The following is a 23,856-nucleotide window of genomic DNA, read 5'->3' as shown; positions in this document are numbered from 1 at the left end:
CCCTTACCAAAATGTTCCGTCAGTGAGCGCGAAGTACTAGTCGGACAGACCAAGTTCCCTGTCGAGAAACTCGAACATCTCGTCGGGTGTGGCCGACTCGATTTCCACCCCGCCGCTGCCGGAATCCGACCGGCCCTGCTTTTCGATCCAGTTGGAGAGAATGCTTTGCAGCCGCCTTGTGATCCGTTCGTTCGTGTCCTGGTCGGGTGCCGCGCTCAACAGACCGGCTTCGAGCCGGTCGAGGTCGTCGAGCACCGGCAGCGCAGTGGGCTCGTCCGGGGCGAGCTCGGTACGCAACCAGGCGGCCACCGCCACCGGGGTGGGGTGATCGAAAATCAATGTAACCGGGACTCGCAGTCCGGTCGCAGTGTTCAACCGGTTACGCAGTTCGACTGCTGTCAGCGAATCGAACCCGAGGTCCTTGAACGCCTGCTGATCCTGCACCGCCCCGGCCGAGGAATGGCCCAGCACCATGGCTGCCTCGGCCCGCACCAGATCGGTGAGGGTCCGCTCCTGCCCGGCCCGGTCCAGCCCGGCCAGCCGGCGTGCCAGCTCGCCCTCTGCGGAGGCGGGCTGCTCGGCGGCCCGGTTGCCGGTCGTAGCCAGTCGGCGCACCGCCGGCAGGTCCCGCACCAGCGGTACCTCCGTCAGGTTCGCCGCGCTCTGCGCCAGTACGGCCCAGTCGACGTCCATCACCGTCACCACGGGGTCCGGGCCGTGCAGCGACTCGCCCAGTGCCCGGACCGCCGACCGCGGGTCCATCGCGGACAGCGGGAGCTTCTTCATCCGCTCCCGGATCGCCTCCTTGGAGTCGGCCATGCCGCCGCCGCCCCACTGACCCCAGGCCACCGACAGGCCCGTCAGACCGCGGGCCCGCCGGTTCTCCGCCAGTGCGTCAAGGTAGGAGTTGGCGGCCGCGTAGTTGCCCTGGCCTGCGGAGCCGAGGGTGGATGCGGCGGAGGAGAACAGTACGAAGGCGTCCAGGTCCAGTCCGGCCGTCAGCTCGTCCAGGTGAGCCGCGCCCGCGGCCTTGGCCGCCAGCACTGTCTGCAGCCGCTCGGCGGAGAGCCGGTCCACCACGCCGTCGTCCAGCACCGCGGCCGTGTGCAGCACGGTGGACAGCGCCGGTCCGCTCGTTCCGATCCATGTCACCAGCCCGGCCAGCGCGGAACGGTCACTCACGTCGCACGCCACCACGTCCACCCGGGTTCCCTGGGCGGCCAGTTCGGCAGCGGTCGCCGCGACACCGTCGGCGGCGGGTCCGCTGCGTCCGGTCAGCACCACGCGGGGCGCGTCGGCCTCGGCCAGCCAACGGGCCACATGCCCGCCGACGGCGCCGGTGCCACCGGTGATCAGCGCACTGCCACGCGGCGTCCAGTGCCCCTCGCCGGGACCGGCTTCGGCGGCGTGGCGCATCCGGCGGCCGAGTATCCCGGTGGCCCGGACAGCCACCTGGTCCTCGCCGCAGCCACCCAGCACCGCGGCCAGCCGTGCGGCCGCCCGCTGGTCCAGCACCTCGGGCAGGTCCACCAGCCCGCCCCAGCGGTCAGGTTGTTCCATGCCGATGACGCGGCCCAGGCCCCAGACCTGCGCCTGCACCGTGCCGGTCGGCACCTCGCCGGGGACGGCCGCCACGGCACCACAGGTGACCGGCCACAGCGGTGCCTGGATGTCGGCGTCGCCAAGAGCCTGTACGAGGGCCAGGGTGGCGGCCAGTCCGGCGGGCACCGCCGAATGGTCCGGCAGCGGCGTCTCGTCCAGCGCCAGCAGCGACAGCACCCCGGAGACGGCCGTCGGGTCCGCGGCCTTGCCCAGCAACGCAGCCAGCTCGGCCCGGTCCATGGTCCCAGCCGGGACCTCGGCCACCGCGACCTCGGCACCGCGGGCGCTCAGCGCCTCGGTGCAGCCCTGCGCCAGCTTCGCAGCAGCCGGCTGCGCGGGGACGACGACCAACCAGGTGCCGGTCAGCACACCCGGGTCGGGCTCGGCGACCGGCTCCCAGACCAGCCGATAGCGCCAACCGGCAGTCGTCGAACGCTCCAGGTCACGCCGCCGCCACTGGGTCAGTGCGGGCAGCACCTGGTGGAAGGGACGGTCACCGTCCACCGCCAGGGTGTCCGCGAGCTGCTCCAGGTCACCGCTCTCGACGGCCGACCAGAACGCCGACTCCGCCGCGCTGCCCGCCCCGTCTCGGCCGGCGGCCGAGGAACCGGCCGACAGCGCCGCGGGAGCCTCCGGCCAGAACCGCTGGTGCCGGAAGGCGTACGTGGGCAGCTCGACCTGCTCACCGGCAGGCAGGACACGCGTCCAGTCCACCGGGACACCGTGGGTGAAGGCGCGGGCCAGACCGGTCAGCAGGCCCGCGGTGCCTTCGTCATCACGCCGCTGGAGCGGGAGGAAGGCGGGCTCGGTGCCCTCCACCTCTGCGACCGCGTCGGGGCCGAGGGAGGAGAGGGAGCCGTCCGGGCCCACCTCCAGGAAGACGGAGATGCCTTCCGCTGCGAGGGTGGCTACTGCGTCGGCGAAGCGGACGGTCTGGCGGGTCTGCGCGGGCCAGTAGCCGGCCTGCGGCTCGGACACCAGCTCACCGGTGAGGGCACCGGCCCACATCACCTCCGGGCGACGGAACTCCAGCGCCTCGGCAACGGTGCGGAGTTCGTCCAGCACCGGGCCCATGGCCGAAGAGTGGAACGCGTGCGAGACCCGCAGGGGCCGCACACGGCGACCCCGGTCCCGCCACAGCTCCACCACCGCGTCAACCGCATCGACCGCACCGGAGACGACCACGGATTCCGGGCCATTGACCGCCGCGACAGCCACCTCACCCGACACCTCGTCGAACGAGGCGATGACATCTGCCTCGGCAGCGTTGATCGCCGCCATCGCCCCACCAGGCGGCAACTCCTGCATCAACCGGGCACGCGCCGCCACCAGCGCACAGGCATCCGGCAGAGACAGCACCCCAGCCACATGGGCAGCCGCCACCTCACCAACCGAATGCCCCACCACCGCATCCGGCACCACACCGGCAGCCTTGAGAACCTCCGCCAGGGCCACCTCGAAGGCAAACAGACCAGCCTGCGCATACAGCGTCTGATCGGCCAGCCCAGCAGCCGCACCGTCGCCGTCTCCGTCGCCGTCCAGGATCACGTCCCGCAGGCGTACCTCGGTCCCCAGTTCCAGCTCCAACAGCCCACACACCCGGTCGAAGACCTCGGCGAACACCGTGCTGCCCGCATACAGGCCACGGCCCATACCCGCCCACTGCGCACCCTGCCCGGCGAAAATCAGACCCACCCGGACATCAGGCCGGGCCACCCCCGACACCACCACAGGCGAGGACGTACCGGCCGCCAGGCTGTGCACACCATCGAGAAGGGCACCACGCTCCGTACCAAGCACCACCGCGCGGTGCTCGAACGCCGATCGCGTCGCCGCCAACGACCAGCCCACATCAGCCGCACCCAGCTCCGAACGGGCCGACACCCACTCGCGCAACCGCCCAGCCTGCGCCGACAGTGCCTCAGCCGTACGACCCGACACCACCCACGCACCCGCACCCTCAAGAGCAACAACCGGCTCCTGACCACCGCTTTCACTCCGCGCCTCGATCGCGGGAGCTTCCTCCAGAATCACGTGGGCGTTGGTACCGCTGATGCCGAACGCCGAGATCCCCGCCCGACGCGGACGCTCCCCCACCGGCCACGGCACCGACTCCGTCAGCAACCGCACCTCACCCGCCGACCAGTCCACGTGCGACGTCGCCTCATCAGCGTGCAACGTCCGCGGCAACTGACCATGCTGAAGTGCCAGCACCATCTTGATCACACCCGCCACACCCGCGGCAGCCTGAGTGTGACCGATGTTGGACTTCACCGAACCCAGCCACAACGGGTCGCCTTCGCCACGATCACGGCCATACGTCGCCAGCAGCGCCTGCGCCTCGATCGGGTCACCAAGCTTCGTACCGGTCCCGTGCGCCTCCACCACATCCACCTCGGACGCCGAAAGACCCGCACTGGCCAACGCCGCCCGAATGACGCGCTGCTGGGAGGGACCATTGGGTGCGGTCAGGCCGTTGGATGCGCCGTCCTGGTTGACCGCACTGCCCCGCAGCACCGCCAGCACCTTGTGCCCGTTGCGCCGCGCGTCCGACAGCCGCTCCACCACGACCATGCCCGCACCCTCGGCCCAGCCCGTACCGTCCGCATCCTCCGAAAACGCCCGGCACCGGCCGTCCGCCGACAGCCCCTGCTGCCGGGAGAAGTCAATGAACGTACCCGGCGTCGCCATCACCGTGACGCCACCGGCCAGCGCCATCGAGCACTCCCCCGAACGCACCGCCTGCGCGGCCAAATTGAGCGCCACCAGCGAGGACGAACACGCCGTGTCCACCGTCACCGCCGGACCCTCCAGACCCAGCACGTACGACACCCGACCGGACAGGACACTGGTCGCGTTGCCGGTCATCAGGTGGCCCTCGACACCGGAGCCGCCCTCACCAGCCGCTGCGGAGACCCCAAGGCCATATCCAGAGGCGAAACCGCCGGCGAACACACCGGTCGAACTACCGCGCAGGGACCACGGGTCGATACCGGCCCGCTCCAGCGCCTCCCAGGACGTCTCCAACATCAACCGCTGCTGCGGGTCCATCGCCAGCGCCTCACGCGGACTGATTCCGAAGAACCCCGCGTCAAACTCGGCCGCACCCCGCAAGAACGCGCCCTGGGCAACGTACGAGGTGTTCTCGCGCTCACCGTCCGGGTCGTAAATGCCCTCCAGGTCCCAGCCACGGTCGGTCGGGAAACCACCCACCGCGTCACCGCCCGAAGCCAGCAGCTCCCAGAATCCCTCGGGTGTGCTCGCGCCACCGGGGAAACGGCAGGCCATACCGACAATCGCCAACGGCTCGTCCGCAGCGGACATCGCGGAGACCGGCGCCGCAGCTATGGCCTCTGGCGCCTGCCCAGTCAGCTCGCCGCGCAGGAAGGCGGCCAGCGCGGTCGGGGTGGGGTGGTCGAAGACCAGGGTCGCAGGCAGCCGCAGCCCGGTCGCCGCATTGAGACGGTTACGCAACTCCACCGAGGTCAGCGAGTCGAAACCCAGATCCTTGAACGCCTGCCGGGCCTGCACCCCGTCCGAAGAGGCATGTCCCAGTACCGCGGCGGCCTCGGCACGGACCACACCGGTCAGCACCCGGTCCTGCTCCGAGCGGGACAGTCCCGCTACCCGAGCAGCCAGTTCGCCCTCCACTGTCTCCAGGGCCGGAGCACGGCCAGAGGCCGCGGACAGCTCCCGGATCTCGGGCAGGTCCCGCACCAACGGCCGGACCCGCATGTCAGCAGCACCCGCACCGGATGCCAGTTGCGCCCAGTCCACCTCCATCACCGTCACCACGGCATCCGAACCGTCCAACGCCTCACCCAACGCCCGCACAGCCAACTTCGGCTCCATCGGCGGCATCGGCATCCGACGCATCCGAGAGCGGATCACCTCGCTGGACTCGCCGAGGCCACCACCGCCCCACAGTCCCCAGGCCACTGCAAGACCGGACAGCCCACGACCACGCCGATTCTCCGCCAGCGCGTCCAGGAAGGCATTGGCCGCCGCATAGTTACCCTGCCCCGGACCACCAACGGTGGAAGCGGCCGAGGAGAACAGTACGAACGCGTCCAGATCCAGGTCCGCGGTCAACTCGTCCAACAAAACCGCGCCATGCGCCTTCACCCCCAGCACGGTCTCCAGACGCGGGGTGGTGAGACGGTCCACCACACCGTCATCCAGCACACCCGCGGTATGCATCACCGAGGACAGCTCCGGACCGCTGCTGCCGATCCAGCCCAGCAGGCTGGCCAGCGGGCCGCGTTCGCTGACGTCACAGGAGATCACGTCTACGCGAACGCCAGCGGTGGCCAGCTCCGCGGCCCGTGCCGCGACATCGGCTGCTGCCGGGCCGGAACGGCCCGCCAACACCAGACGCTCGGCGCCCCGGTCAACGAGCCACCGCGAGACATGCCCGGCAATGGCACCGGTCCCACCGGTGACCAGCACAGTCCCCCTCGGCGACCAGCTCTCCTGCGCACCACGGCCCGATACGTGCGCGAGCCTGCGGCCCAGGACTCCGGCCGCCCGGATGGCGACCTCGTTCTCCTTGCAGCCGGCCAGCACCGCCACCAACCGCCCGCCGGTCCGCTCGTCGAATGTCTCCGGCAGGTCGACCAGACCACCCCAGCGCTCGGGGTGCTCCAGCGCGACGACCCGGCCCAAGCCCCAGACCTGCGCCTGCACCGGACGGGACAGCACCTCGCCGCGGCCGGCCGCGACCGCACCGCGCGTGGCCACCCACAGCGGCGCCTCAATCCCGGCGTCACCAAGAGCCTGCACCAGGCCCAGGGTGACAGCCAGCCCGGCGTTCACAACCGGACGGTCCGCCAGCGGTGTCTCGTCCAGCGCCAGCAGCGACAGCACACCGGAGATGACTGACGGGTCTGCCGCCGCGCCGGTCAGCAATACCGCAAGCTCGGCTCGGTCCACCGACCCGACCGGTACCTCGACCACTACGGCCTCGGCACCACGGGCCGTCAGCGCCGCCACACACTGGTGCCGCAGCTCCTCCGCACAACCGGCCGGCGCAAGCAGCATCCAAGTTCCGGTCAGCACACGAGTGTCAGGCTCGGCAACAGGCGACCAGACGGTCCGGTAGCGCCAGTCGGCCGTAGCCGAACGATCCAGCTCACGCCGCCGCCAAGACGCCAACGCCGGAAGCACCGCACCCAGTTGGCCCGCGTCCTCCAACGCCAGCGTCTCTGCGACCCGCGTCAGGTCACCGTCCTCCACAGCCGCCCAGAACCCGGCCTCCGCCTCGGTACCAGCCCCGGCACCGGCGGTCGCGGAACCGAGCATGGGCAGCACCAGCATGCCCTCCGGCCAGAAGCGGCGACGCCGGAACGCGTAGGTAGGAAGTTCCACCAGCTCGCCAGCGGGCAGCACTGCCTGCCAGTCAACCGGTGCACCACTGACGAACGCCTCCGCCAGGGAGGTCAGCAGGCGCTCGGCGCCGCCGTCGTCCCGGCGGAGCGTTCCGCACACGGCGGCAGGCTCTCCACCCGTCTCCTGGGCAAGGTCGACCAGGGTGTCGTTCATCGCGCCCATCAGCACCGGATGCGGCGTCACCTCAATGAACACCTGATGACCACGACCGGCCAGCACCCGCACGGCACGGTCGTAATGCACCGTCGCCCGCAGGCTGCGGAACCAGTAGCCGGCGTCCAGCTCCTCGCCCGTGAGGGTTTCGCCGGTCATCGCGGAGACCATCGGGACCCTGCCCCGGCGCGGGGAGGTTCCGGCCAGGACGGTGGTGATCTCCTCCTCCAGCCGGTCCACCTGAGCGGAGTGCGAGGCGTAGTCGACCGCGACCATGCGGGCGCGGGCGCCCGCCGCCTCGAACTCCGCCCTCAGCTCCTCCAGCGCGGCCGGCTCGCCCGAGACGACAGTGGCCGACGGACCGTTGACCGCCGCCAAGGACAGCCGGTCCCCGAACCGGGCCAGGCGTTCCTCGACCTCCGCCGCCGGACGGCTGACCGACAGCATGCCACCGGCGCCCGCCAGCACCTTCAGCGCACGGGACCGCAACGCCACCACGCGGGCGCCGTCCTGAAGCGAAAGCATGCCGGCGACTGTTGCTGCAGCGATCTCTCCTTGCGAGTGGCCGACTACGGCCTCCGGGGCGACACCGGCGGCCTCCCAGACAGCGGCCAGCGACACCATCACCGCCCACAGTGCGGGCTGGACGACGTCGGCCGCCTCCAGCGCCGGGGCATCCTCCGCGCCCGCCAGGAGGTCGTTGAGTGACCAGTCCACGTACGGGGCCAACGCCGCAGCACACTCCGCCAACCGCGCCGCGAACACTGGCGAAACCTCCGCCAGCTCCCGACCCATACCGACCCACTGCGAACCCTGACCGGCGAAGGCAAACACCGGACGGGTATTAGAGCGGGCCACACCGGACACCACCGAACCAGCCGGAACACCCGACGCCAGCCCCCCAAGCCCCGCCAGCACCTGCTCACGGTCCCCGCCCACGACCACCGCTCGGTGCTCGAAGACCGAACGAGTCGCGGCCAGCGACCAGGCCAGATCGACCGGTGCCAGCTCCGGACGCGTCGCCGTCCACTCCCGCAGCCGACCCGCCTGAGCCGCCAGCGCATCAGCAGTCCGCCCAGACAGCACCCAAGCACCGACACCGGCCTCCGCGGCCAGCGCTGCCGCCTCCGGCGTTGCCGCATCCTCAAGGCCGTCGATCACCTCGGCGGGCTCCGGTGCGGGGGCCTCCTCCAGGATGAGGTGGGCGTTGGTGCCGCTCATGCCGAACGCCGAGACAGCGGCCCGCCGCACGCGCTCGCCATCGGACGGCCAGGCCATCTGCTCGTTCAGCAGCCGCACCGCACCGGCCTCCCAGTCCACGTGCGAGGACGGCACCTCGGCATGGAGAGTTCGCGGGAGCTGCCCGTACTGCAACGCCAACACCATCTTGATCACGCCAGCAACACCCGCAGCAGCCTGAGTGTGACCGATGTTGGACTTCACCGACCCCAGCCACAGCGGCCGCTCTTCCGCACGGTCCCGGCCGTAGGTCGCCAGTACCGCCTGGGCCTCGATCGGGTCACCGAGTGTGGTGCCGGTACCGTGCGCCTCCACCACGTCGATGTCGGCGGTGGTCAGGCCGGCGTTGGCCAGCGCGGCACGGATCACCCGCTGCTGCGAGGGGCCGTTGGGCGCGGTCAGGCCGTTGGACGCCCCGTCCTGGTTGACCGCACTGCCCCGCAGCACCGCCAGCACCTTGTGCCCGTTGCGGCGGGCGTCCGACAGTCGCTCCACCACGACCATGCCCGCACCCTCGGCCCAGCCCGTACCATCCGCATCCTCGGAAAACGCCCGGCACCGGCCGTCGGCCGACAGGCCCTGCTGCCGGGAGAAGTCGATGAACGTACCCGGCGTCGCCATCACCGTCGCCCCACCGGCCAACGCCAGCGAGCACTCACCCGACCGCACCGCCTGCGCCGCCAGGTGAAGTGCCACCAACGACGACGAACACGCAGTATCCACCGTCACAGCCGGGCCCTCAAGACCCAGCACATACGACACCCGACCGGACAGAACGCTGGTCGCATTGCCGGTCAGCGAATGGCCCTCGGCACCAGAGTCCCCCTGACTGGAGAGTGACAGCCCAAGCCCATACCCCGAGGTGAAACCGCCGGCGAAGACACCGGTGGCACTCTCCCTCAGCGAGGCCGGATCGATGCCGGCACGCTCCAACGCCTCCCAGGACGTCTCCAGCAACAGCCGCTGCTGCGGATCCATGGCGAGGGCCTCGCGCGGACTGATCCCGAAGAACCCCGCGTCGAACTCGGCCGCATCCCGCAAGAACGCACCCTGGGCGACATACGAGGTGCCCTCGCGCTCACCCTCCGGGTCAATGAGGCCGTCCAAATCCCAGCCGCGGTCGGACGGGAAGTCACCGATCGCGTCGCCGCCGGAGGCCAGCAGCTCCCAGAACTCGCGCGGGCTGCCCACCCCGCCGGGGAATCGGCACGCCATTCCGACGATCGCCAGCGGCTCGTCCGCAGGCGCCGCGACCACAGTGACCGCCGGAGCTCCGGCGGTGTCCGGCTCCCCACCGGTCAGCTCGTCGCGCAGGAAAGCGGACAGTGCCAGCGGAGTGGGGTAATCGAAGACCAGAGTAGACGGCAGCCGCAACCCGGTCGCCGCGTTCAGGCGGTTACGCAGCTCGACGGCGGTGAGGGAGTCAAACCCCAGATCCTTGAAGGCCCGACGGTCCTCCACCGCATCGGCCGAGCCATAGCCCAACACGACAGCGGCCTCCGCCCGCACCACCTCCGTCAGCATCCGCTCCTGCTCCGAGCGGTCCAGCCCGGACATCTGACGGGCCAGCTCACCTTCCGCAGGCGCCACAGTGACCGTGTTCCCGGCCGTCGCGAGCAACTGACGGATCTCAGGCAGGTCCCGCATCAACGGCCGCTTCAGCACCTCAACGGCCCCCGGACCGGAGGCCAACTGCGCCCAGTCCACATCCATCACGGTCACCGCGGCTTCAGGTCCCTGCAGCGCTTCGGCCAGCGCACGGACCGCGAGCCGCGGGTCCATCGGCGGCATCGCACCCCGCTCGACCCGCGCCCGCACCGCACCACTCGACGCAGCCATACCACCACCGGCCCACGGCCCCCACGCCACCGACAGACCAGCCAACCCCCGGGCCCGGCGGTTCTCCGCCAGCGCATCCAGGTAGGCATTGGCCGCCGCGTAGTTGCCCTGCCCCGAACCACCCAGAGTGGCAGCCGCAGCCGAGAACAACACGAACGCGTCCAGGTCCAGGTCCGCGGTCAACTCGTCCAACAAGGCCGCGCCATGCGCCTTCACACCCAGCACAGTCTCCAGCCGCCCAGTTTCGAGGCGGTCCACCACACCGTCATCCAGCACACCCGCGGTATGCATCACCGAGGACAGCTCCGCACCGCTGCGGCCGATCCAATCCAACAAGGCGGACAGCGGAGCCCGTTCACTCACATCACACGCCACCACCCCAACCGCGCTGCCCGCCTCCGCGAGCTCCGCGGCCAGCGCGGCCACACCCTCCGCCGCCGGCCCCGAACGGCTCGTCAGCACCAGCCGCTCAGCGCCCTCACCACAGAGCCAGCGCGCCGCATGCCCCGCGATCGCGCCCGTCCCTCCGGTGATCAGCACACTGCCGCGCGGCGACCAGTTCTCACCGGAACCGTGTCGCGTGACACGCGCAAGTCGACGGCCCAGGATTCCGGACGGCCGCAGAGCCACCTCGTTCTCGCCACAGCCGGCCAGAACCGCCACCAGCCGTGCACCGGAGCGCTCGTCAAGCGTCCCCGGCAGATCGACCAGGCCACCCCAACGCTCGGGGTGCTCCAGCGCGACGACCCGGCCCAGGCCCCAGACTTGCGCCTGCACCGGGCGGGCCAGGGCCTCTTCCGCACCGGCCGCCACCGCACCGGACGTGGCCACCCACAGCGGCGCCTCGATCCCGGCGTCACCGAGAGCCTGGACCAAGCCCAGGGTGGCGGCCAGTCCGGCGGGCACCGCCGGGTAGTCCGGCAGCGGCGTCTCGTCCAGCGCCAGCAGCGACAACACCCCGGACACGGCGGAGGCATCCGCCGTGCCAGTCAGCAACGCGGCCAGTTCGGCCCGGTCCACCGTTCCGGCCGGGATCTCAACCACCACGGCCTCAGCACCACGGGCATGCAGCGCCTCGATACATGCCTGCGCCAGGTCCGCCGCAGCCGTCCCCACGGGAACGGTAACCAGCCACGTACCGGACAGCACACGAACGTCAAGCTCGGCAACGGGCGACCAGACGGTCCGGTAGCGCCAGTCGGCGGTAGCCGAACGGTCCAGCTCGCGACGGTGCCAAGACGCCAGTGCGGGCAGCACCTGGTGGAAGGGACGGTCACCGTCCACCGCCAGGGTGTCCGCGAGCTGCTCCAGGTCACCGCTCTCGACGGCCGACCAGAACGCCGACTCCGCCGCGCTGCCCGCCCCGTCTCGGCCGGCGGCCGAGGAACCGGCCGACAGCGCCGCGGGAGCCTCCGGCCAGAACCGTTGGTGCCGGAAGGCGTACGTGGGCAGCTCGACCTGCTCACCGGCAGGCAGCACACGCGTCCAGTCCACCGGGACACCGTGGGTGAAGGCGCGGGCCAGACCGGTCAGCAGGCCCGCGGTGCCTTCGTCATCACGCCGCTGGAGCGGGAGGAAGACAGGCTCGGTGCCCTCCACCTCTACGACCGCATCCGGGCCGAGGGAGGAGAGGGAGCCGTCCGGGCCCACTTCAAGGAAGACCGAAATGCCTTCCGCCGCGAGGGCAGCTACTGCGTCGGCGAACCGCACGGCCTGGCGGGTCTGCGCGGGCCAGTAGTCGGCCTGCGGGTCGGACACCAGGTCACCGGTGAGGGCACCGGCCCACATCACCTCAGGACGACGGAACTCCACCCCGTCCGCGACGGTACGCAGCTCATCCAGGACCGGGTCCATGGCCGGGGAGTGGAAGGCATGTGAGACGCGCAGGCGCCGCACACGGCAACCCCGGTCCCGCCACAGCTCCACCACCGCATCGACTGCCTCGGCCACACCGGAAATGACTACCGACTCGGGACCGTTGACCGCCGCTACAGCGACTTCACCCGACACTTCGTCGAACGAGGCGATGACGGCCGTTTCAGCGGCGTTGATCGCCGCCATCGCCCCACCCGACGGCAACTCCTGCATCAAACGGGCACGCGCCGCCACCAACGCACAGGCATCCGGCAACGACAACACGCCCGCCACATGGGCAGCCGCCACCTCACCGACCGAGTGGCCCACCACCGCGTCCGGCACCACACCAGCCGCCTTCAGCAGCGCGGCCAGAGCCACCTCGAAGGCAAACAGACCCGCCTGCGCATACAGCGTCTGATCGGCCAGCCCAGCAGCCGCACCGTCGCCGTCCAGGATCACGTCCCGCAGGCGTACCTCGGTCCCCAGTTCCAGCTCCAACAGCCCACACACCCGGTCGAACGCCCCGGCGAACACCGTGCTGCCCGCATACAGGCCACGGCCCATGCCCGCCCACTGCGCACCCTGCCCGGCGAAGATCAGACCCACTCGGACGTCGGGCCGGGCCACGCCCGATACCACCTCAGGCGAGGACGTACCGGCGGCCAGCTTGTGCACACCAGACAGCAGCGTGTCGCGCTCCGCACCAAGCACCACCGCCCGGTGCTCAAAGGCCGACCGCGTCGCGGCCAACGACCAGCCCACATCAGCCGCCCCCAGCTCCGGACGCGCCGACACCCACTCCCGCAGCCGCCCAGCCTGAGCCGACAACGCCTCAGCCGTACGACCCGACACCACCCACGCACCAGCACGCGCCACCACTTCGGCCGTTCCGGAACCGGCCTCGGCAGGCTCGCCGGCCTCGCCGGTCTCCACCGACGGGGCCTCTTCGAGGATCACGTGGGCGTTGGTGCCGCTGATGCCGAACGCCGATATCCCCGCCCGGCGCGGGCGGTCCCCCACCGGCCACGGCACCGGCTCCGTCAGGAGCCGCACCTCTCCGGCCTCCCAGTCCACATGCGACGTCGCCACATCAGCATGCAACGTCCGCGGCAACTGACCATGCTGCAACGCCAGCACCATCTTGATCACACCAGCAACACCGGCCGCCGCCTGGGTGTGACCGATGTTGGACTTCACCGACCCCAGCCACAACGCATCCCGATCACCACGATCACGGCCATACGTCGCCAGCAGCGCCTGCGCCTCAATCGGGTCACCGAGCGTGGTACCGGTGCCATGCGCCTCCACCACATCCACCTCGGCCGGAGACAACCCGGCGTTGGCCAGCGCCGCCCGAATCACCCGCTGCTGAGACGGTCCATTCGGCGCCGAAAGACCATTCGACGCACCATCCTGATTCACCGCCGTACCACGGACAACAGCCAGCACCCGATGCCCGTTACGCCGCGCATCCGAAAGCCGTTCCACCACCAGAACACCAGCGCCCTCAGCCCAACCGGTGCCGTCCGCATCCTCCGAAAACGCCCGGCACCGGCCATCCGCCGACAACCCCTGCTGACGAGAGAACTCCACGAAGGAGGACGGCGTAGCCATCACGGTCACACCGCCGGCCAGCGCCATCGAGCACTCGCCGGACCGCACCGACTGCGCGGCCAGATTGAGCGCGACCAGCGAGGACGAACAGGCGGTGTCCACCGTCACCGCCGGACCCTCCAAACCGAGCACATACGACACGCGTCCGGACAGAACACTGGTCGCATTGCCAGTCATCAGGTGGCCCTCGACACCGGAGCCGCCCTCACCGGCCGCTGCAGAGACCCCAAGGCCGTACCCGGTAGTGAAGCCGCCGGCGAAGACGCCGGTCGAACTGCCGCGCAGGGTCCACGGGTCGATGCCGGCCCGCTCCAGCGCCTCCCAGGACGTCTCCAGCATCAGCCGCTGCTGGGGGTCCATGGCGAGGGCTTCGCGCGGGCTGATCCCGAAGAACCCGGCATCGAACTCGGCTGCCCTCTGCAGGAAGGCGCCCTGCGCGACGTACGAGGTGTTCTCGCGTTCGCCGTCCGGGTCGTAGATGCCCTCCAGGTCCCAACCACGGTCGGTCGGGAAACCACCCACCGCATCACTACCCGAAGCCAGCAGCTCCCAGAACTCCTCGGGGCTGCTCGCGCCACCGGGGAAGCGGCAGGCCATGCCGACGATCGCCAACGGTTCGTCCGCAGCGGCGGTCGTGCCGTCCACTGCGGCCTGAGTAACGGCAGTTCCGCTGTCGGCGGCGGTGTCCGGGTGGTCGCCGATCAGTTCACCGCGCAGGAAGGCGGCCAGCGCGGTCGGGGTGGGGTGGTCGAAGACGAGGGTCGCAGGCAGCCGCAGCCCGGTCGCCGCATTGAGACGGTTACGCAACTCCACCGAGGTCAGCGAATCGAAACCCAGGTCCTTGAACGCCTGCCGGGCCTGCACCCCGTCCGCCGAGTCGTGCCCGAGCACAACAGCAGCCTCGGCACGGACCACACCGGTCAGCACCCGGTCCTGCTCCGAACGGGACAACCCAGCGACCCGAGCAGCCAGTTCGCCCTCCACAGGCGCCAGGACCGGAGCACGGCCGGGGGCCGTAGACAGCTCCCGGACCTCGGGCAGGTCCCGCACCAACGGCCGCTTCAGCATCCCCGCGGCGCCGGCGCCGGATGCCAGTTGCGCCCAATCCACCTCCATCACCGTCACCACGGCATCCGGACCATCCAACGCCTCACCCAACGCCCGCACAGCCAACTGCGGGTCCATCGGCGGCATCGGCATACGACGCATCCGAGACCTGATGACCTCACTGGACTCGCCGAGGCCACCACCGCCCCACAGGCCCCAGGCCACCGCAAGACCGGTCAGCCCACGACCGCGCCGGTTCTCCGCGAGCGCGTCCAGGAAGGCATTGGCCGCCGCGTAGTTGCCCTGGCCCGGGCCACCGAGGGTGGAAGCGGCCGAGGAGAACAGTACGAATGCGTCCAGGTCCAGGTCCGTGGTCAACTCGTCCAGCAGGATCGCGCCGTGCGCCTTCACACCCAGCACGGTCTCCAGTCGCGCAGTGTCGAGGCGGTCCACCACACCGTCGTCCAGCACACCCGCGGTATGCATCACCGAAGAGAGCCGGGGGCCGCTCGTATCGATCCGGCCCAGCAGCCCGGCCAGGCCGGCCCGTTCGCTGACATCGCAAGCAACGATCTCTACAGCGGAACCGGCCGCGGCGAGTTCGGCCGCCAGCGCTGCCGCGCCCACAGCCGCCGGGCCCGAGCGGCTGGTCAGCACCAGACGCTCGGCACCCCGGCCAGCCAGCCACCGCGAGACATGACCGGCGATGGCGCCGGTGCCGCCGGTGACCAGTACAGTCCCCTGCGGCGACCAGCTCTCCCGCACGCCACGGCCCGAGACATGCGCAAGCCGCCGGCCCAAGATCCCGGCCGCCCGGATCGCCACCTCGTTCTCATCGCAGCCGGCCAGGACCGCCACCAGCCGCGCACCGGACCGCTCATCGAGCGTCTCCGGCAGATCGACCAGACCACCCCAACGCTCCGGGTGCTCCAGCGCGACCACCCTGCCCAGACCCCACACCTGCGCCTGCACCGGACGGGCCAGCGCCTCACCCCGGCCGGCCGCAACCGCACCACGCGTGGCCACCCACAGCGGCGCCTCGACCCCGGCATCACCAAGAGCCTGCACCAGGCCCAGAGTGGCAGCCAGCCCGGCGTTCACAACCGGACGGTCCGCCAGCGACGTCTCATCCAGCGCCAGCAACGACAGCACACCGGACACGGACGACGCATCCGCCGCGCCAGTCAACAACGCCGCAAGCTCGGCCCGGTCCACCGTTCCAGCCGGAACCTCGACCACCACGGCCTCAGCACCACGGGCACTCAGCGCCCCGACGCAGTACCTCGCCAGCTCCGCCGCGGCCGACTCCGCGGGGACAGCGACCAACCACGTACCGGACAGCAGCCGGACATCCGGCTCGGCGATGACCGACCAGCCAGTGCGGTAACGCCAACCGGCAGTGGTCGAACGATCGCGTTCGCGGCGCCGCCAGGACGCCAGCGCCGGCAGCACCTCATTGAACGGACGCTCGCCCTCCAGGGCCAGCGTGTCACCCAGTCCGGACAGGTCTCCGTCCTCAACGGCCGCCCAGAACGCCGCCTCCGCGTCAGTGCTGGCCCCGGCGGAACCGGCGATTACGGAACCGGGCATCGGCAGGACCAGCATGCCTTCCGGCCAGAAGCGGCGACGCCGGAACGCGTAGGTGGGAAGCTCGACCTGCTCGCCAGCAGGCAGCACTGCCTGCCAGTCCACCGGCGCGCCACTGACGAACGCCTCCGCCAGCGATGTCAGCAGGCGCTCGGCGCCGCCGTCGTCCCGGCGGAGCGTTCCGCACACGGCGGCAGGCTCTCCACCCGTCTCCTGGGCGAGGTCGACCAGGGTGTCGTTCATCGCGCCCATCAGCACCGGGTGCGGCGTCACCTCAACGAATACCTGATGGCCACGGCTGGCCAGCACCCGCACGGCGCGGTCGTAATGCACCGTGGCGCGCAGGCTGCGGTACCAGTAGCCGGCGTCCAGCTCCTCGCCCGTGAGGGTTTCGCCGGTCATCGCGGAGACCATCGGGACCCTGCCCCGGCGCGGGGAGATTCCGGCCAGGACGGTGGTGATCTCCTCCTCCAGCCGGTCCACCTGGGCACAGTGGGAGGCGTAGTCGACCGCGACCATGCGCGCCCTGGCCCCTTCCGCCTCGAACTCCGCCCTCAGCTCCTCCAGGGCCTCCGACTCGCCCGAGACAACGGTGGCCGACGGGCCGTTGACCGCCGCCAGGGACAGCCTGTCGCCGAAGCGGGCCAGACGTTCCTCGACCTCCGCCGCCGGACGGCTGACGGACAACATCCCACCCGCGCCCGCCAGCACCTTCAGCGCACGCGACCGCAACGCCACCACACGCGCGCCGTCCTCAAGCGACAGCATCCCGGCGACCGTCGCCGCAGCGATCTCCCCCTGCGAATGACCCACCACCGCATCCGGAGCGACACCCGCCGCCTCCCAGACAGCGGCCAGCGACACCATCACCGCCCACAACGCAGGCTGGACCACATCCGCCGCCTCCAGCGCAGGGGTGTCCCCGGCGCCCGCCAGGACATCGGTCAGCGACCAGTCAACGTACGGCTCCAACGCCGCAGCACACTCCGCCAACCGCGCCGCGAACACCGGCGAGGTACGCGCCAGCTCCTGCCCCATACCCAGCCACTGCGACCCCTGACCAGCGAAGGCAAACACCGGACGGGCATGGGAGCGGGCCACGCCCGCAACGAGCGAACCCGAGGACTCAGCGGACGCCAGGCCCCCGAGCCCCGCGAGCACCTGCTCCCGGTCTCCGCCAACCACAACCGCCCGGTGCTCGAAAACCGACCGAGTCGCCGCCAACGACCACGCCACATCAACCGGCCGAAGCGCCGGACGAAGCGAAACCCACTCCCGCAACCGGCCCGCCTGAGCCGCCAGCGCATCGCCAGTCCGCCCAGAGAGCACCCAAGCGCTGGCACCGGTGACCACCGGTACCACCGGCTCTCCGGGCTGCTCGACGGCTTCGGCATCCTGCGCTGCGGGGGCCTCTTCCAGGATGAGGTGGGCGTTGGTGCCGCTCATGCCGAACGCCGACACAGCAGCCCGCCGCACCCGCTCGCCATCGGACGGCCAGGCCATCTGCTCGTTCAGCAGCCGCACCGCACCCGCCGACCAGTCCACATGCGAAGACGGCGCTTCGGCATGGAGAGTTCGCGGCAACTGCTCGTGCTGCAACGCCAGCACCATCTTGATGACACCAGCAACACCGGCCGCCGCCTGGGTGTGACCGATGTTGGACTTCACCGAACCCAGCCACAACGCATCCCGATCACCACGGTCCCGGCCATAGGTCGCCAGCAGCGCCTGGGCCTCGATCGGGTCACCGAGTGTGGTGCCGGTGCCATGGGCCTCGACGACATCCACGTCCCCCGGCGCCAACCGGGCGTTGGCCAGCGCCGCACGGATCACCCGCTGCTGCGACGGCCCGTTAGGGGCAGTCAGGCCGTTGGACGCACCGTCCTGATTGACCGCACTGCCCCGCAACAGCGCCAGCACCTTGTGCCCGTTACGGCGAGCGTCCGACAGCCGCTCCACCACAACCATCCCGGCGCCCTCGGCCCAGCCCGTACCGTCAGCATCCTCCGAGAAGGCCCGGCACCGGCCATCCGCCGACAGCCCCTGCTGCCGGGAGAAGTCAATGAACGTACCCGGCGTCGCCATCACCGTCGCCCCACCCGCCAGGGCCAGCGAACACTCACCCGACCGCACCGCCTGCGCCGCAAGGTGAAGCGCCACCAGCGACGACGAACACGCCGTGTCCACCGTCACCGCCGGGCCCTCCAGACCCAGCACATACGACACCCGCCCAGACAGAACACTGGTCGCATTCCCCGTCAGCGAATGACCCTCGGCACCAGAGTCCCCCTGATTGGCAAGCGACAGTCCAAGCCCATACCCCGAGGTAAAACCGCCGGCGAAGACACCGGTGGCACTCTCCTTCAGCGAGGCCGGGTCGAGGCCAGCCCGCTCCAGCGCCTCCCAGGACGTCTCCAGCAACAGACGCTGCTGCGGGTCCATCGCCAGCGCCTCACGCGGGCTGATCCCGAAGAACCCCGCATCAAATTCAGCCGCATCCCGCAAGAACGCACCCTGCGCGACGTACGAGGTGCCCTCACGCTCACCCTCCGGGTCGTACACACTCTCCAAGTCCCAGCCACGGTCGGCCGGGAAGTCACCCACACCGTCACCGCCGGAAGCAAGGAACTCCCAGAACTCCTCCGGACTGCCCACTCCACCCGGGAACCGGCACGCCATTCCAACGATCGCCAGCGGCTCATCCGCAGGCGCCGCCACCACGGTAATCACCGGAGCGGCCGTGCCCTGTTGCTGCCCGGTCAGCTCGTCGCGCAGGAAGGCAGCCAGTGCCAGCGGGGTGGGGTAATCGAAGACCAGGGTCGACGGCAGCCGCAACCCGGTCGCCGCATTGAGACGGTTACGCAGCTCGACGGCGGTGAGTGAATCGAACCCCAGATCCTTGAACGCCCGACGGTCCTCCACCGCATCGGCCGAGCCGTACCCCAGCACCACCGCAGCCTCACCGCGCACCACATCGGTGAGCATCCGCTCCTGCTCCGAGCGGTCCAGCCCAGCCATCTGGCGGGCCAGCTCACCTTCCGCAGGCGCTACGGTGACCGTGTTTCCCGCCGTCGCGAGCAACTGACGGATCTCGGGCAGATCTCGCATCAACGGCCGCTTCAGCATCCCCGTGGCACCGGCATCGGATGCCAGTTGCGGCCAGTCCACGTCCATGACGGCGACGGCTGCATCCGGGCCCTGCAACGCCTCGGCCAGCGCGCGGACCGCGAGCTGCGGGTCCATCGGCGGCATGGGCATCTTCCGCATCCGGGAGCGGACCGCCTCGTTGGACTCGGCCATACCTCCGCCGGCCCACGGGCCCCAGGCCACCGCCAGCGCGTTCAGCCCGCGGGCGCGCCGGTTCTCCGCCAGCGCGTCCAGGAAGGCATTGGCCGCCGCGTAGTTGCCCTGCCCCGGACCGCCCAGGGTGGCAGCCGCAGCGGAGAACAGTACGAAAGCGTCCAGGTCCAGGTCCGCGGTCAGCTCGTCCAGCAGCACCGCACCGTGCACCTTGACCGCCAGCACCGACTGCAGACGGGAGACCGACAGCCGGTCCAGCACACCATCGTCCAGCGCGCCCGCGGTGTGCATCACCGAGGACAGCTCCGGACCGCTGCGGCCGATCCAGCCCAACAGGGCGGCCAGCGGGCTGCGTTCGCTGACGTCGCAGGAGATCACGTCCACGTGAGCGCCAGCGGTGGCCAGCTCCGCGACCTGTGCCGCGACATCGGCTGCTGCCGGGCCGGAACGGCCCGCCAACACCAGGCGCTCGGCTCCCCGGCCTGCCAGCCACTGCGAGACATGTCCAGCAATGGCACCGGTGCCGCCGGTGACCAGTACGGTCCCCCGCGGCGACCAGCTCTCCCGCGAGCCACGGCCCGATACGTGCGCGAGCCGGCGGCCCAGAATTCCGGACGGCCGCAGAGCCACCTCGTTCTCACCGCAGCCGGCCAGGACCGCCACCAGCCGCGCACCAGCCCGCTCATCGAGCGTCTCCGGCAGATCGACCAGACCACCCCAACGCTCCGGGTGCTCCAGCGCAACCACCCGGCCCAGACCCCACACCTGCGCCTGCACCGGACGGGCCAGCGCCTCACCCCGGCCGGCCGCAACCGCACCGGACGTCGCCACCCACAGCGGTACCTCGATCTCGGCATCACCGAGAGCCTGGACCAAGCCCAGAGTGGCAGCCAGTCCGCCGGGCACCGCCGAATGGTCCGGCAGCGGCGCCTCATCCAGCGCCAGCAGCGACAGCACACCGGACACGGCCGACGCGCCCCCCGCGCCAGTCAGCAACGCGGCCAGTTCAGTCCGGTCCACCGTCCCAGCCGGGATCTCAACCACCACGGCCTCAGCACCACGGGCACTCAGCGCCTCGGTGCAGCCCTGCGCCAGCTCCGTAGCAGCCGCCCCCTCGGGGACGGCAACCAGCCACGTACCGGACAGCACACGAGCGTCAGGCTCGGCAACTACTGCCCAGGTGGTGCGGTAGCGCCAGTCGGCAGTCAGGGAGCGCTCCAGGTCGCGCCGCCGCCAGGAGGCCAGTGCCGGCAGCACCTCGCTGAACGGGCGGTCGCCGTCCACGTCCAGCGTCTCGGCGAGCCGGGTGAGGTCCTCTCCCTCGACGGCTGCCCAGAACTCGGCCTCCGCCTCGGTGCCCGCGGTGATCCGGTTCGCGCCGCCGGCCGTCGGGGGCATCAGCGAGACGATCCCCTCGGGCCAGTAGCGCTGGTGCCGGAAGGCGTACGTGGGCAGCTCGACCTGTTCACCGGCAGGCAGCACACGCGTCCAGTCCACCGGGGCACCGTTGACGAAAGCACGGGCCAGACCGGTCACCAGGTCGGTGGCGCCGTCCTCGGTGCGCCGCTGAAGCGCGACGAACGCCGCCTCCGCACCCTCCACGCCGGCCACCGCATCGGGACCCAGCGAGGAGAGCGAACCATCCGGGCCCACCTCAAGGAAGACCGAAACGCCCTCCCGCGCGAGGGTGGCCACCGCATCCGCGAACCGGACGGCCTGGCGGGTCTGCGCGGGCCAGTACCCGGCCTGCGGGTCGGACACCAGCTCACCCGTGAGCGCACCGGCCCACATCACCTCAGGCCAGTGATACACCAGCCCCTGCGCCACACCGTCGAGCTCGTCCAGGACCGGGTTCATGGCCGAAGAGTGGAAGGCGTGCGAGACCCGCAGGGGCCGCACTCGGCAACCCCGGTCCCGCCACAGCTCCACCACCGCGTCAACCGCATCAACCGCACCGGAGATCACCACGGACTCCGGACCGTTGACCGCAGCGACGGCCACCTCACCCGAAACTTCCGCAAACGAGGCGACGACCGCTGCCTCAGCAGCGTTGACAGCCGCCATCGCCCCACCCGACGGCAACTCCTGCATCAACCGGGCACGCGCCGCCACCAACGCACAGGCATCCGACAGCGACAACACCCCGGCCACATGGGCCGCAGCCACCTCACCGACCGAATGCCCCACCACCGCATCCGGCACCACGCCAGCCGCCTTCAGGACAGCCGCCAGCGCCACCTCGAAGGCGAACAGACCAGCCTGCGCATACAGCGTCTGATCCGCCAGCCCCGCGTCCACCCCCTCCGCACCCAAAACCACATCCCGCAGACGCACCCCGGCCCCGAGCTCCAGCTCCAGCAGCCCGCACACCCGGTCAAAGACCTCGGCGAACACCGTGCTGCCCGCGTACAGGCCACGGCCCATACCCACCCACTGCGCACCCTGACCCGCGAACACCAGGCCCACCCGGACATCAGGCCGGGCCACTCCCGACACCACCACAGGCGAGGACGTACCAGCAGCCAGGCTGTGCGCACCATCAAGAAGGGCACCACGCTCCGTACCAAGCACCACCGCTCGGTGCTCGAACGCCGACCGTGTCGCCGCCAACGACCAGCCCACATCAGCCGCACCCAGCTCCGAACGGCCCGACACCCACTCGCGCAACCGCCCGGCCTGCGCCGACAGCGCCTCAGCCGTACGCCCCGACACCACCCACGCACCAGCATTCGCCAGCACCGGCGCCACATCCGCCACCGACCCAGCCGACCCGGCCGTCCCGGAGCCACCACCCCCGGCAGGCTCATCAGCCTCGCCGGACTCCACCGGCGGAGCCTCCTCCAGAATCACGTGGGCGTTGGTCCCGCTGATACCGAACGCCGACACCCCCGCCCGGCGCGGACGCTCCCCCACCGGCCACGGCACCGACTCCGTCAGCAACCGCACCTCACCCGCCGACCAGTCCACATGCGACGACGCCACATCAGCATGCAACGTCCGCGGCAACTGACCGTGCTGAAGTGCCAGCACCATCTTGATGACACCAGCAACACCTGCGGCAGCCTGGGTGTGACCGATGTTGGACTTCACCGACCCCAGCCACAGCGGCCGCCCCTCCGGACGGTCCTGGCCGTAGGTGGCCAGCAGCGCCTGCGCCTCGATCGGGTCACCCAGCGTCGTACCGGTGCCGTGCGCCTCCACCACGTCCACCTCGGACGCCGACAGGCCCGCGCTGGCCAACGCCGCCCGGATGACGCGCTGCTGGGACGGGCCGTTGGGCGCCGAGAGGCCGTTCGACGCGCCGTCCTGGTTGACCGCACTGCCTCGCAGCACCGCCAGCACCTTGTGGCCATTGCGCCGTGCGTCAGACAGCCGCTCGACCACCAGCATGCCGACGCCCTCGGCCCAGCCCGTACCGTCCGCATCCTCGGAGAACGCCCGGCACCGGCCGTCCGCCGACAGACCCTGCTGACGGGAGAACTCCACGAACGTCCCCGGGGAGACCAGCACCGTGACACCACCGGCCAGGGCCAGCGAGCACTCTCCCAGCCGCAGTGCCTGAACGGCCAGGTGGAGTGCCACCAACGACGACGAGCAGGCGGTGTCCACCGTGACCGCCGGGCCCTCCAAGCCCAGGGCGTACGACAGGCGGCCGGAGAGCACGCTGGTCGCGTTGCCAGTCATCAGGTGGCCCTCGACACCGGAGCCGCCCTCACCGGCTGCCCAGGAGAGCCCGATGCCGTATCCGGAGGCGAATCCGCCGGCGAAGACACCGGTGGCGCTCTCCTTCAGGGACGCCGGGTCGATGCCGGCACGCTCCAGCGCTTCCCAGGCCGACTCCAGCAGCAGGCGCTGCTGCGGGTCCATGGCCAGCGCCTCACGCGGGCTGATCCCGAAGAATCCTGCATCGAACTCGGTTGCCCCTTGCAGGAAGGCGCCCTGGGCTACGTACGAAGTGTTCTCGCGCTCACCGTCCGGGTCGTAAATGCCCTCCAGGTCCCAGCCACGGTCGGTGGGGAAGCCGCCCACCGCGTCACCGCCGGAAGCCAGCAGCTTCCAGAAGTCCTCCGGGCTACCCGCCCCACCGGGAAAGCGGCACCCCATGCCCACGATCGCCACCGGCTCCGCCGCCTGCTCCTGCACCTCACGCAGCCGGGCGCGGGCGTCCTGGGCGTCCGCGATGGCTCGCTTGAGGTAACTACGAAGCTTGTTTTCGTCGGACACGGTCGG

General features: G+C 70.8%; 1 protein-coding gene. It reads right to left on the bottom strand.

Annotated elements, in window-relative coordinates:
• Window positions 1-36: 36 nt before the first annotated feature.
• Window positions 37-23,850 (bottom strand): type I polyketide synthase, encoded by a 23,814-nt coding sequence (locus EJG53_RS44300; RefSeq protein WP_125048445.1) that lies wholly within the window; start codon window positions 23,848-23,850, stop codon window positions 37-39.
• Window positions 23,851-23,856: the final 6 nt, after the last annotated feature.

The sequence above is a fragment of the Streptomyces chrestomyceticus JCM 4735 genome, from assembly GCF_003865135.1.
Classification (GTDB): domain Bacteria; phylum Actinomycetota; class Actinomycetes; order Streptomycetales; family Streptomycetaceae; genus Streptomyces; species Streptomyces chrestomyceticus.
The sequence above is the reverse complement of the archived record's forward strand: the minus strand, read 5'-3'. Positions and strand labels throughout refer to the sequence as shown.